This is a genomic window from Mesorhizobium sp. B2-4-6, assembly GCF_006442775.1.
Lineage (GTDB): Bacteria > Pseudomonadota > Alphaproteobacteria > Rhizobiales > Rhizobiaceae > Mesorhizobium.
Map to the genome: position 1 here is coordinate 583,587 of NZ_VFVI01000001.1, position 16,210 is coordinate 599,796.

Annotated in this window: 13 protein-coding genes; 11 read left to right on the forward strand and 2 right to left on the reverse strand. The window is 60.7% G+C overall.

Annotation, left to right across the window (positions count from 1 at the left end; translation table 11 throughout):
* The first annotated feature begins 62 nt into the window (after positions 1-62).
* Genes FJ957_RS02890 through FJ957_RS02900 form a run of 3 tightly spaced genes read left to right on the forward strand, consistent with a single transcriptional unit; the run spans position 63 to position 3,711 of the window.
* Positions 63-1,178: a substrate-binding domain-containing protein gene (locus FJ957_RS02890; protein WP_140828276.1), complete on the forward strand. Its 1,116-nt coding sequence runs from the start codon at positions 63-65 to the stop codon at positions 1,176-1,178.
* A complete protein-coding gene (locus FJ957_RS02895) occupies positions 1,175-2,695 on the forward strand; it encodes a sugar ABC transporter ATP-binding protein (protein ID WP_140828278.1) in 1,521 nt (506 codons plus the stop codon). Before FJ957_RS02890 ends, FJ957_RS02895 begins: the two co-directional genes overlap by 4 nt.
* Entirely contained in the window at positions 2,692-3,711 is a 1,020-nt protein-coding gene (locus FJ957_RS02900) for an ABC transporter permease (RefSeq protein WP_140828280.1), read from the forward strand. The genes FJ957_RS02895 and FJ957_RS02900 overlap by 4 nt, the downstream gene beginning before the upstream one ends.
* A 58-nt stretch (positions 3,712-3,769) precedes the next feature.
* On the opposite strand, the gene FJ957_RS02905 is transcribed toward FJ957_RS02900, so the two are convergent.
* The gene (locus tag FJ957_RS02905) at positions 3,770-4,615 is read right to left on the reverse strand and encodes a helix-turn-helix transcriptional regulator (protein ID WP_181180481.1); all 846 of its coding nucleotides are present in this window, start codon (positions 4,613-4,615) and stop codon (positions 3,770-3,772) included.
* A gap of 189 nt (positions 4,616-4,804) precedes the next feature.
* On the opposite strand from FJ957_RS02905, the gene FJ957_RS02910 reads away from it, so the two are divergent.
* The 3 genes from FJ957_RS02910 to FJ957_RS02920 are packed head-to-tail and all read left to right on the forward strand — an operon-like array spanning position 4,805 to position 8,192.
* A complete protein-coding gene (locus FJ957_RS02910) occupies positions 4,805-5,212 on the forward strand; it encodes a nuclear transport factor 2 family protein (protein WP_140828287.1) in 408 nt (135 codons plus the stop codon).
* A gap of 46 nt (positions 5,213-5,258) precedes the next feature.
* Complete coding sequence (locus FJ957_RS02915) at positions 5,259-6,755, forward strand: nuclear transport factor 2 family protein (protein ID WP_140828292.1); 1,497 nt, start codon at positions 5,259-5,261, stop codon at positions 6,753-6,755.
* Between the two features lie 30 nt (positions 6,756-6,785).
* Positions 6,786-8,192: an aldehyde dehydrogenase family protein gene (locus FJ957_RS02920; RefSeq protein WP_140828297.1), complete on the forward strand. Its 1,407-nt coding sequence runs from the start codon at positions 6,786-6,788 to the stop codon at positions 8,190-8,192.
* A 105-nt stretch (positions 8,193-8,297) separates the two neighbouring features.
* On the opposite strand, the gene FJ957_RS02925 is transcribed toward FJ957_RS02920, so the two are convergent.
* A complete protein-coding gene (locus FJ957_RS02925; protein WP_140828301.1) occupies positions 8,298-9,215 on the reverse strand; it encodes a LysR family transcriptional regulator in 918 nt (305 codons plus the stop codon).
* A 108-nt stretch (positions 9,216-9,323) separates the two neighbouring features.
* Here FJ957_RS02925 and FJ957_RS02930 point away from each other — a divergent pair, with 108 nt between their 5' ends.
* From FJ957_RS02930 to FJ957_RS02950, 5 genes are all read left to right on the forward strand, one after another.
* Positions 9,324-10,394 (forward strand): aldo/keto reductase, encoded by a 1,071-nt coding sequence (locus tag FJ957_RS02930; RefSeq protein WP_140828306.1) that lies wholly within the window; start codon positions 9,324-9,326, stop codon positions 10,392-10,394.
* A gap of 317 nt (positions 10,395-10,711) precedes the next feature.
* On the forward strand, positions 10,712-11,092 hold the full coding sequence (locus FJ957_RS02935) for a cytochrome c family protein (protein ID WP_181180482.1): 381 nt from the start codon (positions 10,712-10,714) through the stop codon (positions 11,090-11,092).
* 313 nt (positions 11,093-11,405) lie between these two features.
* Positions 11,406-11,867 (forward strand): (2Fe-2S)-binding protein, encoded by a 462-nt coding sequence (locus tag FJ957_RS02940; RefSeq protein ID WP_140828308.1) that lies wholly within the window; start codon positions 11,406-11,408, stop codon positions 11,865-11,867.
* Between the two features lie 14 nt (positions 11,868-11,881).
* Positions 11,882-14,056 (forward strand): molybdopterin cofactor-binding domain-containing protein, encoded by a 2,175-nt coding sequence (locus tag FJ957_RS02945; protein WP_181180483.1) that lies wholly within the window; start codon positions 11,882-11,884, stop codon positions 14,054-14,056.
* A gap of 975 nt (positions 14,057-15,031) precedes the next feature.
* A complete protein-coding gene (locus FJ957_RS02950; protein ID WP_140828315.1) occupies positions 15,032-15,982 on the forward strand; it encodes an AraC family transcriptional regulator in 951 nt (316 codons plus the stop codon).
* Positions 15,983-16,210: the final 228 nt, after the last annotated feature.

The following is a 16,210-nucleotide window of genomic DNA, read 5'->3' on the forward strand; positions in this document are numbered from 1 at the left end:
GGGAGAGGCCAGACGAGGCAGACAACCATCATGCGGTTCACGAAACCAACAAGGGGAAGAACATGTCGCATCGTTCATGGCCATCGCTATCCGGATTTGGCGCGGCGTTGATTGGAGCCTTCTCAGGCTGCCTCATGCCGGGTCAGGCGGGCGCCTCGGATTTCCCGTCTCTTCAGGATCTCTATACGGGAAGCTATCGACTGCCGCCGTCTGAAGGCCCCAAACCCGTCACCGGCAAGAAAATCTGGTTCGTTTCCTGCAGCCAGGACGTCAGTCTCTGCGCGGCGGAGGCAGCAGGTACTCAGGAGGCGGGCCGGCTGTTGGGATGGGATACCACGATCTTCGACGGAAAATACGATCCGGCCGTCATGGCCAACGGCATCAGGCAGGCGATCGCCGGCAAGTTCGATGCGATTGTTCTCGCCGGCGCCGACTGCAACGGCGTCAAGGGACCTTTGGCTGAGGCCAGGGACTCCGGCCTGAAGATCGTCAGTATCGAGGGGGTGGACTGCAGCGTCAGCGATCCGGGCGAGCCTTCCCTGTTCGACGCTGCCGTCACCTATGTCGAGGGCGATCTCATTCCCTGGGTCAAGAAATATGGCGCCTGGCAGGCCGACTACGTCATCGCCAAGACCGGGGGTAAGGCTGAGACCATTGTGTTGGTCAGCGACGAAGTGCTCGTTTCAAAACTGACGAGCGAAGCCACGATCGAAGAGTTGAAACGCTGCCCGGGCTGCACTGTCCACGAAGTGTCGTTCAGCTACGGTTCCCAAGGCCCGCAACTGCAACAGCTTGCTGAACAGGCATTGTTGCGCTTCCCCAATGCCAACAGCCTCATCGTCCCCGCGGATTCCGTCATCCTGAGCGGAGTCGGACCGGCGATCGAAGCGTCCGGACGAGATTTGGTTGTTGTGGCCGCGGAGGGCCAGGAGGCAACGATGAATCTTGTGCGGGCCGGCAGCCGGCAGGTCAGTGCGGGCGTCGGTATTCCCAGCGCCTGGGAAGGCTATGCCGCGGTTGACGCGTTAAACAGGGTCTTCAACGGGCAACCGGCCGCCAATTCGGGGGCTGGCCTGCAAGTCTTCGACAAGGATCACAACGCTGGCACCGCTGGAGCGTTCAATGCTTCGACGGATTTCATCGCCGTCTACAAGAAAGCCTGGGGCATCACGGAATGAATGCGGCTAAATTCGCCGTCAGTTTGCACGCAATCTCGAAGGCCTATGGCGCGACCCGGGCTTTGGAGGATGTATCGTTCGATGTATCCTCGGGAAGCATCCATGCGCTGCTCGGCGGCAACGGATCGGGCAAATCGACGCTGATCAAGATCCTGGCCGGTGTCGTCAGAGCCGACGCAGGTCGGATCGACCTTGGGGGCGTCGAGTTTGCCGCGTCCACTTTTTCGACGGCAACGGCGAAGAAATGCTCGATCCACGTCGTGCATCAACATTCCTCGACATTCCCGCATTTGTCGGTGGCGGAAAATCTTTCAATAGGCAGGGGTTTCGAGACGGCCGGGTTTGGACGCATTTCCTGGTCGAGTGTCAGGCGGAGGGCCAACAAGGTGCTCGAGCGCTTCGGCATCGAGGCAGAACCGGATCAACTTCTCTCGAACTTGCGCCCGGCGGCCCAGATGATGGTGGCGATCGCCCGAGCCCTGCAGGATCAGGAGGGCGAATCGAGCGGACTGCTGGTTCTGGACGAGCCCACTTCGGCGCTGTCGGCGGCGGAAGCGGACAGGCTCGCCGCAGCACTCCGCCGCTTCTCGGCGGCCGGCCAGACCATCATCATCGTCACCCATCATCTTCAGGAGGTCATGGATCTTGCCGACCACGTCACGGTGCTGCGTGATGGAAAGGTCGCGGGGAATCTCTCCGGCGATTCAATAACCAAGGCGATGCTTGTCCGGCTCATCGCAGGCCCCAACCATACTGCTGCCACCAGGCCGGCGGGCGTGGTCCCCGGCGCGATGCTGCTGGAGACAAGAGGGCTCAAGGGCGGGCCGCTTCGCGGCGTCGATCTGTCGGTGCGAGCCGGCGAAATCATCGGTATCGCCGGACTGCTGGGCAGTGGCCGAAGCGCGCTGCTGCGTACCCTCTTCGGCATAATCAGGCCGACCGGGGGTGCAATACTGCTCGACGGACATCCGTATACCCCGGTCGATCCCAGGGCCGCGGTGCGCGCCGGCATGGCCTTCGTTCCCGAGGACCGGATGGCAGACGGAATATTTGCCAACCTGTCGGTCATGAACAATTTCAGCGTTGCAAGCCTTGATCGATACTGGTCGGGATTGCGCCTGCGCTTCGACGCTGAAAAGCGGGAGGCGCTCCGCCTTGCCGATCTGGTCGGTCTCAAACCGCGTCGCGTCGATCTCGCCGTCGACAAACTGTCCGGTGGCAATCAACAAAAGGTAGCGATCGGACGATGGCTGTCGCGCAAACCGCGCTTGCTGCTTCTCGACGAGCCGACGCAGGGTGTCGACATCGGCGCCAGGGCGGAGATACACCGACTGATCCGCGCCGCTGCGATGGAAGGCGCTACGGCCATTGTCGTCTCATCGGATTTTTCTGAACTTGTCGACCTGTGCGATCGCGCCCTGGTGCTGAACGGTGGCAGGGTCTGCGCCCATGTGTCCGGAAACGAACTCACGACACAACACCTCCATGAACTCACCCAACTGCGAGTGGCAGCATGAACGAACCAGCTCTCGTCGCAACCGGCACGAACAATGCAAAACCCGCGTCGCGGGAGTATGGCGCCCGTCGGTTCTTCCGCCTTTATGGCGAGGCCTACGCTCTTGTGGCACTCCTGGCTCTGATCGCGATTTTCTTCACGCTCTTGCCGGCGACGCGCGATACCTTCCCGACGTCGGCAAATCTGCGCATCGTGATCGCCAATCAGGCGGTCTTGGCGATCGTGGCGCTGGCAGCCTTCGTCCCGCTGATCGTCAACGAGTTCGACGTCAGCGTGGGCGCCAATCTCGGGCTTTCTTCTATTTTTGCAGCGGTCGCGATGTCGGCAGGCATGCCCTGGTTCCTGGCGCTGCTGCTTGCGGTCGCGATCGGCACATCCATCGGTGTCGTAAACGGCGTCCTGGTCACGCGCGCCGGAATCAACTCGTTGATTTCGACACTCGGCATATCGATCATTATCCATGGAATCGTGACCTGGAAGACTGGCGGCGTCAGCATCGTCAGCAACATTCCGCCGATCCTGTCCAAATTCGGATCGGGCACCCTGTTCGGGATACCGCTGCCCTTCTTCGCTCTTCTCATCGTCGCGCTGCTTCTCGGATATGTGATCATCTTCACACCGTTCGGCCGCTATCTCTATGCGATCGGCTCAAACATCTCGGCAGCCAAACTCGTCGGCATCAATACGACCCGCATGGTGATCCTCAGTTTCGTGATATCCGGTGCCCTGTCGGGCTTCGCCGGTTTCATCCAGATCGCCAGGACGGGCGGCGCAAACCCGCGTGTCGGCGAATCCTTCACCTTGCCGGCCCTCGCGGCGGCGTTTCTTAGCGCCTCCGCAATTCTGCCGGGCACCTACAACGTCGCCGGAGTTATCGTCGCCGTGTTCTTCCTGGCGACCATCAACAGCGGTCTCAACCTTGCCGGCGCCGAGGTCTACGTCAACGATCTGGTCAACGGTTTTGCCCTCATCCTCGGTGTCGGTCTTTCCAAGTTCCTGGGTCGCAACCGCGCCTGAAGTGCCGCCCTCTCAAGGGAGCTTGGTCGTCTGCGACGAGACCCCAACTCAACTTGCCTCAAACGGCGTCCTCCCGAACGTCGCTCATGATGTGGTCGAGAAAGAGCCGGAACAGTTCGCGCTCGGAGGTGATGTCCAGTTTGTCATAGACCATTCGCTTGCGATTCTTGACCACCTGATGGCTGATGCCCATGGCCTTCGCGATGGCGGCATTGTGATAGCCTCGAAGCGATAGATGCACGATCTGGAGTTCACGCGGGGCGAGGTTACCAGGACTGTAGGTTTCGACCGCGCTATCGAAAAGAAGCGAAGGCGGCGCGCCTCGCGTGGCGGACAAGGCGTCTGAGACTTGTTCAGTTTGAGCCGTCGGGTTCGCGTTGGGCGTACCGAGATGCGTCTGATGAATCGAGTTTGCCAGCGCCAGATAGGTGCGCAGCAAAAGCACCGTCCGCACGGAGAACTGCCCTTTGGCGCGATCCCAGCAGAGAACCAGCGTAGCGCCGTTCGAATCCGGAAGCATGACCACGATATCGTCGGACACGCCTTCCGATGTCAGCAGGTCGTGGTAGGTCTGAAATTCTCTCTCGGCAACGGTGTGGTCGCGAAACAGCTCAACGCCGAGTTGGGGGCCATCCAGGCACAGCCGGTAGAACGGATCGAACCGGTAGAAACCGCTCAGGTAAACATCGAACGAATGAAAATCGCCGCCTTCTCGAAACAGGCAAACTGGCGGCCCGTTGGGGCCATAGCGGAAAATATAGCGATAGTTCCAATGCAGCAGGGAGCTCAACGCTTCCAGGAGTTGGAACTGGAAGTCAGCCTCGCCCCGGTGGTCGAGTGCACGCGATAACAGTCCCAACGTGACTTCCGAGGATCGCGTCACCATTTCCCTGGCTTTCGCCAAGCGCTCCCGCCCGGATCGGCGTACACGCCCGCGTCTGAAAAGGCCTCCTTCCGCATAGGTCGTGGTTCCTCCGACAAACGGCGCATGGGTACTGGGGTCATCATGCATTTTGCCTGTCTTCTCCATAGCTTAGTCAAGACCCGAGAGCGTCGCAATTGCGCGCCGCAAGAAGATAGCGAGGAACGCTGGATGGCTGTGAAGACAGAAGCTTTGTCCAACCCGGGAGACGCGCTGCAAGCCTACGTGCGCGCCTTCGCGCGGAAGGATATTGGCGCGATCATGGAGCTGTTTTCCAAGGGCGGACTCGTCGAGATTCCCATGCTGAAGCCGAACCGGCTGTTCGGACAGACAGAACTGCGACGAGGCCATGAAGCGATTTTCGAGGCTGTCTCTTCGTCACGCTTCGAACTGTCTGAGCCTGCGGTCAACGATATCGTTGCCATTGCAAGCGGCAGGCTGAAAACGGAGCGGGGCGGCGTCCAGCACGTGCATCCCGTCGCCATTGTGGCGGAAGTCGATTCGGAGCGCCTGATGCGTCTCAGTCTCTATATGGACGGCCGCAATCAGCGCCTCTGGTCAGACAAGGCGATCCTTTAGCTCCCGCACTTTTCCCGTCGAAAACGCATCGAAAGCACCAATAGCCATGACCCCCACACAAGCGTTCCGCAGATATTGCGACCATTTCATCGCCGGCGATGCCGCGGCGATCGCTTCAATGTTCACCGATGATGGGGAGTTCATCGTACCCATGGCCGACAAACCGGCTAAAGGCCGCGCCAGCATCGAAAAGGAGATGCGGCAGGCGGCCCTCAGCCAAAAGAACATACAGGTGGAGGTCACTGCGGCCATCGACGCCGGTGCGACCGGTTTTGTTGAGGCCAACTACTCCGCAGAGGTTGTCGGGACTGGCGGCAAGCTTGATGGCACGCCGCATCGCGTCGATTTTCGCATGGTCGGCGAGATCACGCTCGTCGACGGCAAGATCATGCGGCTTACGGAGTACCTGGACCGCCGACCGATGTTCCCCGAAGAGCGTCAGCGGGTCTTCACCGTCAATCGGCTCTCGCCCTATTTCGGTAAGTCCGTGGAAGAGGGCTGCATGGAGTGGATGGTCTACAACAACATGCATTTCCCGATGGTCTACGGGCGAATGCCCTTCCAGGAATACGACACCCTGCTCAATGGCGTTACGCTGTGGGATGTCGGCCTTGAGCGGCAGACCCAGCTCAAGGGTCCCGACGCGCTGCGGTTCATGGACTATCTGTCATGCCGGGACATGTCCGCAATGAAGGTCGGCCAATGCCGTTACACATTGCTGACCGACGAGAACGGTATCTGCCTGTGCGATCCGGTCGTGCTGCGTCCATCGGAAGACACGATCTGGATCTCGCACGGAAACACCGACATCACGCTTTGGGCGCGCGGCATCGTGATGGGCTCGGACTGGAAGGTGGAAGTGTCCGAACCGGACATCGCCCCCATGCAGATTCAGGGCCCGCTCTCCATCGAGGTCATGAAGGCGATATGCGCGGACCCGGTCTGGGAGCTGAAGAACTACACATGCATGCGGACAACGGTGCTCGGCAAGGATGTGGTCGTTTCGCGCACGGGCTGGAGCAGCGGCGAAGGCTTCGAAATCTATCCGCTGTCGTCCGTGGGCGCGACCGACATCTGGGACGCGGTCAAGAAAGCGGGCGAGCCGTACGATATCATGGTCATGGGCCCCAACATCTTCCGTGCGCTCGAGCGGGGTGTGACCGACATCAGCTACTACACCAATTCGGGCATGAACGCGCTTGAGGATCTTGGCAACAAATTCGTCCATCTCGACGTCGAGGCCGATTTCATAGGCAAGGATGCGCTGAAACGGATCAGGGCCGATGGCGTCAGGCGCAAGTCGGTTGGCCTGTTCATCGAAGGACCGGTACCGCGCATGGAGTGGTTCTGGGATGCCAAGGACGCGAGAGGCAATTCCGGCGTCGTGCGATGGGCGGCGCACTCATTCGCGCTCGACCGCAGCCTCGGTATCGCGCTGGTCGATGCCTCGGTCGAAGTCGGCGATGTCATCGAAGTCAGCCACCCGCTCGGCGTCGTGAAGGCCGAGGTCACCACGGTTCCGTTCGTTGGCAAATCGTCCTGAGCGCACAGGCATCGTACCCGGGAGAGAGTGATGAACGATTTCTGTCACATCATAAACGGCGTGCAGGTCGCGGCACGCAACCATTTCAACGTGTACAACCCGTCGACGACGGCGGTCGTGGGCAGGGCTCCCGAAGCAGAGAAAACGGATATCGACAACGCAGTCTCGTCGGCGCGGGCGGCGTTCGAAGGCTGGAGCAGGACATCGAATGAAGTCCGCAGGAAGGCCGTTCATGATGCCGCCAATGCCATCGAAAAGCATCTGGAAGAGCTTGCGACACTGCTGACCCTGGAACAGGGTAAGCCGCTTGGCGGGATGGGCTCACGCTTCGAACTTGCAGGCGCCATGGCGTGGACCCGTTACACCGCGGACCTCGAACTTCCGGTGCAAATCCTTCAGGACAACAATGAAGGGCGCATCGAGCTGCACCGAAAGCCGCTCGGCGTGGTCGGCTCGATCACTCCTTGGAACTGGCCGCTGATGATTGCTTGCTGGCATATCATGCCGGCGATCCGTGCGGGCAACACCGTCGTCATCAAGCCGTCGCCCTACACGCCGCTGTCAACCATCCGTATGGTCGAGATTCTAAACGGGTGCCTGCCGGCCGGCGTGGTCAACGTCGTCACCGGCCAGGACAATGTCGGCGATTTGATTTCCGGACATCCCGGAATCAGCAAGCTTGTCTTCACGGGCTCGACATCGACCGGCAAGAAGGTGATGCGGTCGGCCTCTGATACGCTCAAGCGCCTGACTCTCGAACTTGGAGGCAACGACGCGGGCATCGTCCTTCCAGATGTCGATCCGGCCGCGATTGCCGAAGGGCTTTTTTGGGGCGCCTTCATCAACAGCGGACAGACCTGCGCTGCCATGAAACGGCTTTATGTGCACGCCGACGTTCATGACGCAGTCTGCGAGAACCTGGTTTCCTATGCCGCAAAGGTGACGATGGGCGATGGCATGGACGAGGCGAACTTGCTGGGACCAATCCAGAATAAGGTCCAATTCGACAAGGTGACGCGGCTGGTGGAAGACGCCAAGGCGCGTGGCGGGAAAGTTCTGCTCGGGGGAAGCGCCAAGGAAGGCCCAGGCCACTTCTATCCGATCACCCTTGTCTCCGGCCTCGCCAATGGCGATCCGCTGGTCGATGAGGAGCAGTTCGGCCCCGTCCTGCCGATCATCCGCTATGCCGACGTCAACGATGCGATCCGAGAGGCAAACAACAGCATTAACGGCCTTGGTGGCTCGGTATGGTGCAGAGATGTCAGGGAAGCCAAACGGATCGCATCGCAGCTCGAATGCGGCTCGGTCTGGATCAACAAGCACGGCGCCATCCAGCCGAACGCACCGTTCGGGGGCGTCAAATCTTCCGGCATCGGCGTCGAATTTGGGCAACTCGGACTTGAGGAGAACAGTTCGGTTCAAGTCATCTTTTCATAATCGCCGAAGCCGTTGGGTTGAGGCCTCGATATGGGTCAGGCAGATATATGGCCTCGCTGTGGGGCAAAGCTGGTTGGTGCTATGTTTTCAGCTTAAATTACCCCTCTACTCTTCAGGCGCGGTCACGCTATCGCGATCCAGAAGGCAGTCGATGAAGGCCCGCAACGCCGGCGTTGGCGAACGGCGGTTTGAATAGTAGAGGAAGAGGCCGGGAAAGGTCGGCGACCAATCCACCAGGACTCGTTGGAGGCGTCCTTCCTCGATTGAACGCACAATGCGATGATCATTGAAAGTGTAGAGGATGCCGAGACCCTGAAGCGCGCCATCCAGCACCACCTCCTGCATGTTCGAGGTTAACGGTCCGTCGACCGACATCTCGAACGCCTTTCCATCCTTCTCGAATTCCCAACGGTAGACTGCGCCGCTGCCGGGGTAGCGCCAGTTGATACAAGCATGGGCGTGCAGGTCCGCCGGTTTCTTCGGGATTCCTCGGGTGCTCAGATAGTCGGGCGACGCGACGGCCATCATCTCCATGTCCGGCGTCAGCCGAACGGCCACGACATCCTTTTCGAGCCGCTCGCCGGCGCGGATGCCGGCGTCGAAGCGACCGGCGACGATGTCGCTGAGGCTATCGTCGGAGACGACCTCCAGCACCACGTCCGGATAGGCTCTGTGAAAGTGCCCGAGCCTGGGCCCGATCAGCATGGTTGCGGCGTAGCCAGGCGCATTGATGCGCAGCAGGCCGGCCACACGTCCGGTCGCGTCGACCGCTTCGCTTACCGCCGACTCCAGTTCCAGCATGACTGGCACAAGCCGCTCGTAGAGTTTCTGGCCGACCGCGGTCGGCGCCACGCTTCGTGTCGTCCGATTAAGAAGCCTTGCGCCGAGACGGCTTTCGAGCAGGCGTATGGTCTGGCTGAGAGCGGACGAGGACATGCCGAGATGGCTGGCCGCGCGGGCAAAGCTCCTATGATCGACGATGGCGGCAAAGGCCTTCAACTCGGCGAAGTCGGATCCTCTCATTATGCATCGATCTCTAACTAGCTTATCAGGATTATAGCGGATTAATTTATCGGCGGCGACGGTTCATTTTACTCCAGACAACTTCACCCGTTCCTGGAGATTAATCCCATGACCCAATCACTTGACCTTGCTATCTACCGCCTGCTCGGCCGTTCCGGCCTGCGCGTTTCACCGCTTGCACTGGGAACCATGACCTTCGGCTCCGACTGGGGCTGGGGCGCGGAACAGGACGAGGCGCGGCGCATATTCGACGCCTATGTCGACCGCGGCGGCAACTTTGTCGATACCGCCAACGCCTATACCAACGGTTCCTCCGAGCGCCTTGTCGGCGAATTCGCCGAAGGCAAGCGCGACCGGCTGGTGATCTCGACCAAATACACGATGGCGACCCGCGCGGGCGATCCGAATTCGGGTGGCAATCATCGCAAGAGCATGGTTGCCTCGGTCGAGGAAAGTCTGCGCCGGCTGAAGAGCGATTACATCGACCTGCTTTATGTCCATCAGTGGGAGGGGCTGACGCCGGTCGAAGAGATCCTGCGCGGGCTCGACGACCTCGTCCGCCAGGGCAAGGTGCTCTATCTCGGCCTTTCGGACATTCCCGCCTGGCAGGCGTCTCGGATGCAGGCGATCGCCGACCTGCGCGGCTGGACGCCGTTCGTGGCGCTGCAGAGCGAATACAGCCTGGTCGAACGCACCTCCGAACGCGACCTGATCCCGATGGCCAACGAGATGGGCATGGGCTTCATGCCCTGGGCGCCACTCGCCAATGGCGTCCTGTCGGGCAAATACAGCCGCGCCGATCTCGGTGCCTCGCAGACCGGCATCGCGGGGTCGCGCAAGGCGGTCGCCGGTGCCCACGGCTCCCTGTCGGAACGCAGCCTCGCCATCGCCGATGTCGTCGGCGAGATCGCCCGGGAAACGGGTCGGTCGTCGGCGCAGGTCGCGCTGGCCTGGGTCATGGCCAATACCAGGGTAACGGCTCTGTTGCTCGGCGCGCGGACGCTGCAGCAACTGGAAAACAATCTCGGCGCGCTCGACACCAGCTTGAGCGCCGAACAGATGACGCGGCTGGATGCGGCGAGCGCCATCGAGCTCGGTTTCCCGTACAACCTGCTACACGGCCCATTCCTTCGCGCGGCGGTCAGCGGAGGGGCGCACTTCCCGGAGCGGACCTGGTAGCGAACGGGGCTTGCGAAGCCGCACTCGGCACCTCGCCTGCCGCAGGTTGCGGCGTGGCCGGGTGCCGAATGATTGTCGGTATCCAGCGCCCGGCCACGGTGCCCGATGCTTCATTTGCAACGGCGGGGTCAGCGTGGGCGTGATTGGGCGGGGCAAGGCTCGCGGATTGGCGGCAGTTTTTCTGGGATTTATGTCGTTTCGATCGTCGGATCGTCCCCTTAGGCTGCGAATGCCTCGAGCCGTCAAGGCTCGGCGTGAACCCTCGATATCACACGGAGAACCTCGATGGCGACCTGTTCAGACAGCTTGTGTGCGTCATGACCGGGAGGGCAAGAATCCGTCCGCGGACGATCGCCGTCGTCGTCGCCATGATGGCAGCCGCTTCACCGTCTCTTGCGGAAGGGAACGCCGATCGCGGCAAGACGATCTTCAATCGATGCGCTGCCTGCCACTCCGTGACGGGTCAGGACAAGGTTGGCCCGCATCTCAACGGAATTGTAGGCCGCAAAGCCGGCTCGGTCGCCGGCGCCCGCTATTCCAAGGCCTTGGTGAACGCGGCCATCACCTGGGACGAAGGCTCTCTGGATGCTTTCCTCGTCGCTCCGGCGAAATCCGTGCCAGGCACTTCCATGACTGTCGCAGTGCCGAACAAAACGGATCGCGCCGATCTCATCGCATACTTGAAATCGCTGCCGTGACCGATTGTTCTGCAGAGTAGCTTAATGGCGGGCGGGCGTGACGACGGCCGGTTAGCCGTGCGGTCGCCCAGCCTCCGTCCCACACCGCCTCCATCAAAACATTGACGCGCTCCGGCGAAGTGCAAAGCCGTGCCACGGTAGCGGCTGCGCGTGTGGCGTGTGTAATCGGCCGAGCCGTCGAACAGCGACCCGCCAATGGCGGTTTTTCTGGGATTTATGTCATTTCGATCGTCAGCGTCGCGCCATAGGCTGCGACATGCCTCGGGCCACCAGGTTCGGCGCCAACCTCGACGTCATACGACGGAGAACCTCGATGGCGACATACAAGATCACGGTGAATGGGAAGCGCCGGGACGTAACCGTTGATCCGTCGACCCCTTTGCTTTGGGTTCTGCGCGAAGAGCTGAAGCTGACTGGTACCAAATACGGTTGCGGCATCGGCCTGTGCGGCGCCTGCACCGTGCACCTTGCGGGCGAAGCGACCCGCTCCTGTGGCTTGCCGGTCTCGGAAGTCGGCGATCAGGAGGTGGTGACGATCGAAGGCATCGGCGGCGATCGTGTCGGTCGAGCCGTGCAAGAGGCCTGGGTGGAGAAGGATGTCGTGCAGTGCGGCTATTGCCAGAGCGGCCAGATCATGGCCGCCGTGGCGCTGCTCAAGGCGACGCCCCGACCATCGGAAGCCGACGTCGAGGGAACGATGACGAATCTATGCCGCTGCGCCACCTATGTGCGCATCCCCGCAGCCATCCAGGACGCCTCGACACGGTTGATCTAGCAAGGAGACGGGCCATGCGGTTCGCACGCCAGCCTGACAAGGATCATTTAAGCCGCCGCACTTTCCTGCGTGCATCGGCAGTTGCCGCTGGCGGACTGTTGGTTTCGCTGCACTTCGATCTTCCGGCACTCGCTCAGAGCGCCGACGCGCCGCCAGCCCCGCCCGACGCATATGTTCACATCAAGCCCGACGGGCGGATCGTAATCGCTGTGAGGCACATCGAGATGGGGCAGGGCGTGCTCACATCACTGCCGATGATCGTCGCGGAAGAGCTCGATGCGGACTGGTCCCAAGTGAGCGCCGAGCTTGCCCCGGCGGGAGATGCCTACAAGGCGCCACCGCTCGGGATACAGAGCACGAGCGGTTCGTGGTCCGTGCGCTATGGCTATCAGCAGCATCGCGAGTTCGGCGCCCGCATCCGCGCAATGCTCGTGGGCGCCGCCGCCGATCTATGGAACGTGCGTCCGGACGAGTGTCGGACGGATGCGGGCGTGGTCCGTGGTCCCGGCGGCCAATCGGCAGGCTATGGCGAACTCGCGGACGATGCTTCGCGCAGGCCCATGCCGGAGCAAGTTGTCTTGAAGAATCCTGGCGACTTCCGGATTATCGGGAAGCCGACGCGCCGCATGGACAGCCGCGCGAAGACGAACGGGTCGCAAAAATTCGCGCTCGACATCGACCTACCGGGCATGATGATCGCCCTCATTGCACGGCCACCGGTATTCGGGGCGAAGGTCAAGGCGTTCGACGCGCAAGCGGCCCGCTCGATGGACGGTGTGCGGGACGTGTTCGAAATTCCTCTTGTCAAGGGAAGCGCCGTGGTCGTGGTTGCTGACCGGTTCTGGACCGCAAAACAGGCGCGGGACCAGATCAAGGTCGACTGGGATTTCTCAGGGGTGGAGCGCGCCGACAGCCAGGAATTGCGCGCCAGGTTTCAGGCTCTCGCCAAAACGCCGGGAAAAATCGCGCTCAGCCGAGGCGACAAGACAGCGCTTTCCCGGACAGAGCCTTCCCAGCGCCTTGTCGCGGACTACGAACTTCCATATCTGGCCGCCGCTGCGCTCGAGTGCCTTAACATGACGCTTCGCTATGACGGCGGCCGTGCGGAAGCATGGATTCCGTCTCAATTTGCCACGCTTGATCAAGGCGTGCTCGCCCAGGCGCTCGGATTGGATCCCAGCCAAGTCACACTGCATGTGGTCTTTGCCGGCGGTGGATTTGGCCGGCGCAGCCCGCTCGACGGCAATGTGCCCTTCGAGGCCGCGGCCATTGCCAAGCGCGTGCGCGGCACGCCGATCAAGCTCATCTACACGCGCGAAGACGACATGCGGAGCGGTTACTACCGGCCAATGACGACCCATCGCGTCGAAATCGGAATCGGGGCCGATGGGATGCCATGGGCCTGGCAACATGTGGCCGTTGGCCAGTCGTTCATCATCGGAACGGCGATGGAGAAGACTTTTATCAAGGATGGCGTTGATCCGCTCGTCATCGAGGGAGCGGTGAACAACAAATACCGCATCCCGAACTTTGAGATATCGGTACACCATCCGGCGGTGAGCGTGCCGGTCTACACCCTGCGCTCCGTCGGGCACTCACAGAACACTTTTGTCATGGAAACCCTGATCGATGAGCTGGCCGTTCGCGCCAGCGCCGATCCCATCGCCTATCGGCTGAAGCTTCTCGACCCCGAGGCCACAAAGGTCCGCGATGCGTTGACCTTGCTCGAGGAGAAGAGCCGGTGGCGAAACGGCCTTGCCCCCGGCCACGCCGCAGGCATCGCGTGCGCGGACTATTGGGACACCGGTATCGCCTGCGCGGCCGAGGTTTCGGTGGTGGACAATCGCCCGCGGATCCACCGCGTCACTGTTGCCATCGCCTGCGGGCTACCGGTGAATCCGCTTTCCATCGAAGCTCAGTGCCAAGGCGCGATCGGCTTCGGTCTCACTCAGCTCATGTCGGCCATCACACTCAAGGACGGCGGCGTTGAGCAGTCGAACTTCGATGGATTTCGGCCGCCCTACATGTCCGACGCGCCGGCGGCGATCGATGTGCATATCGTGCCAAGCGATGACGCCCCGCTGGGTGTTGGCGAACCCGCCACCCCAGTCATTTCGCCGGCGGTGGTAAACGCCTTGGCCAGCCTCACGGGAAAGCGATACCGTATCCTCCCGATCGATACTGTCTGAGGCGCCAGTTTTCGGCGTTCCGTGCCGAGCCAGAAAGTCGGGGCCGGCATAAAGTCGTAGGATATGGCGCCCAGTGTTCGACGCATCAAGGCCGAGTTTGGAGACTCGCCAACATAGATCATGCAGTCGAAATCGAAATCCCCAACGATAAGCTTGTCGTTTGGGATGATCTTTACGTCTATGTCGTTGTCGGGGTTATCGCGCAGGAGGAAGTGCGTCGCCGCGCCGATGATCGCCGTCCCGAATTCGGAACTGGCCAGAACGCGAACGCTTCCGCTGATGGAGGAGTGCGCGCGCTGCGCAGCGCTGGCCGCGTTCTCGCAACTGTCGAAGATGGCCACGCAATTGTCGAGGTACTCCCTCCCAGCGTCGGTAAGTTCCAGTCCCCTGTGCTTGCGTACGAACAGCTCCACCTCCAAGCGCGTTCCCCAATCTCTGCAAGTGGTGGCTGAGCGTCGACTTGGGAACGTTATTGGGTGTCCGCGGCTCTCGATATCCCGGCGCGAGCGATCTGAACAAAGCAGCTTGTGTCCTTCAGCTCATAAGATGGGTTCGTTTCCATGTTTAAAATTCCGAACGGAGGGTTCGATGATGCGCTCTTTTGTGGATCAAGAACTCAGCTTATTGTCCTCGACGCCGGGAGTCGGGGATTTGGCGGCGGGAGGCTGATGCAGCGATGATCGTTTGGCAAGACTCGGCAGACCGGGAATTTTTGACCGGCTGACGTGCATCTATCGTGGATAGAGCATTGAAGAACAGTTCGGCCTGCTCTTCCGAATATCGCCCGTTCCAAATCGAAAATTCGCCACTCGACCGGCAGCTGGCTGACTTGTCGCACAGCTTGCTTCGGGCTGCCACAGATGTGCCTTGGGGTGGGAACGGGCGCGTCTAACTAACGTTGAGTTTGGGGTCCAATATGGCCCAATACACTTCAGATGAAGCAAAACGATAACCTGTGTTAAGGGCCGAAATGGCATGACTTCTCCGGAATGCGATTTAGATGATAATTCTCATTCAGCTGATGCTGATCCGGCAGCCGATGCTGATCCGGCAGCCGATGCTGATCTGGCAGCCGATGCTGATCTGGAATCCGTTCTTTCGGTGGCCGATGGCCTGGCGATAGCGACAAGGCGGGGAACAGCCGCATATTCACTATTGCCTCCCGGATCATACACGTTTCCGGCAAGTCACCATGTCATATATGTCGGCCTCGACCCCGCGCCGGACACATGCGCAAGACTAGGTGATGGCAAGGCCAAGCGCTATGACGCGCCGGCAGGGGGCATCATCGTGAAGCCGGCGCATCTCGAAGCTCGCCTGCATCTGTCGGAGGCGCGGGAAAGTTCGATTGTCGTCTACCCGGACAGCAGCCTGAAGGAGCTTGCGAGACAACAGTTCGGCACTGAGCAGGTCGAGTTGAAGCCTCCGCCCCTTGGCACGCTCGATCATACCGCCCTGCGTATTGGGCAATTGCTCAAAGCCGAACTTACCAAGCAGCAGGGCGCCGCCGAATTTTATGTCGAGCACCTCATCGCCATCCTCGGAGTTCATATCCTTCAGGCCTACACATCGCGGGACAAGGGACCTCAGCAGCTCAAAGGCGGGCTGACGCGAAAAGCGGCGCGCACTCTGGAGGACTTCCTGAGGGCTAACCTCACCCGGAAAATCTCCGTCGGCGAGTTGGCGACGCTTGCCAACCTTTCGCCCAAGCATTTCACGCAGGCCTTCGGCCGAACCTTTGGGAAGTCGCCGCATCGCTATCTTTTGGACCTGCGGCTGGATCACTCAACGCGGCTGCTTTCCGAGGGAGACGCGACCATTACGGATGTCGCCTATCTCAGCGGGTTTTCCAGTCAGAGCCATTTGACAGCTGCGATGAAGAAGCACCGGGGCACGACACCGACCCGCTTCCGCTCCTCCATCTGAATCGTCGAAACCGCGGCTCACTCGTTAAAGGTATATTAGTCTTACGAAATAATGACTTGTGCTATACCATTAACATCTTTGTCCAAGTTTCCGCTTCAGGCGTTGATTGACCGTACGTTTTTACAAAACTCCGCACTTTTTTGAAATACGCAACGTACAGATCATGCCTTTCTCTTGAGTCGGGCCCTGATTCCGTCGGGGAACATTATGATATGCTAATGCAGGGGG

Excerpts from the sequence above, each read along its gene's own strand:
- FJ957_RS02930 (WP_140828306.1), top strand. The coding sequence starts at position 9,324 with ATGACCCAATCACTTGACCTTGCTATCTACCGCCTGCTCGGCCGTTCC.
- FJ957_RS02900 (WP_140828280.1), top strand. The coding sequence starts at position 2,692 with ATGAACGAACCAGCTCTCGTCGCAACCGGCACGAACAATGCAAAACCC.
- FJ957_RS02935 (WP_181180482.1), top strand. The coding sequence starts at position 10,712 with ATGACCGGGAGGGCAAGAATCCGTCCGCGGACGATCGCCGTCGTCGTC.
- FJ957_RS02890 (WP_140828276.1), top strand. The coding sequence starts at position 63 with ATGTCGCATCGTTCATGGCCATCGCTATCCGGATTTGGCGCGGCGTTG.
- FJ957_RS02895 (WP_140828278.1), top strand. The coding sequence starts at position 1,175 with ATGAATGCGGCTAAATTCGCCGTCAGTTTGCACGCAATCTCGAAGGCC.
- FJ957_RS02940 (WP_140828308.1), top strand. The coding sequence starts at position 11,406 with ATGGCGACATACAAGATCACGGTGAATGGGAAGCGCCGGGACGTAACC.
- FJ957_RS02910 (WP_140828287.1), top strand. The coding sequence starts at position 4,805 with ATGGCTGTGAAGACAGAAGCTTTGTCCAACCCGGGAGACGCGCTGCAA.
- FJ957_RS02950 (WP_140828315.1), top strand. The coding sequence starts at position 15,032 with ATGACTTCTCCGGAATGCGATTTAGATGATAATTCTCATTCAGCTGAT.
- FJ957_RS02945 (WP_181180483.1), top strand. The coding sequence starts at position 11,882 with ATGCGGTTCGCACGCCAGCCTGACAAGGATCATTTAAGCCGCCGCACT.
- FJ957_RS02920 (WP_140828297.1), top strand. The coding sequence starts at position 6,786 with ATGAACGATTTCTGTCACATCATAAACGGCGTGCAGGTCGCGGCACGC.
- FJ957_RS02915 (WP_140828292.1), top strand. The coding sequence starts at position 5,259 with ATGACCCCCACACAAGCGTTCCGCAGATATTGCGACCATTTCATCGCC.
- FJ957_RS02925 (WP_140828301.1), bottom strand. The coding sequence starts at position 9,215 with ATGAGAGGATCCGACTTCGCCGAGTTGAAGGCCTTTGCCGCCATCGTC.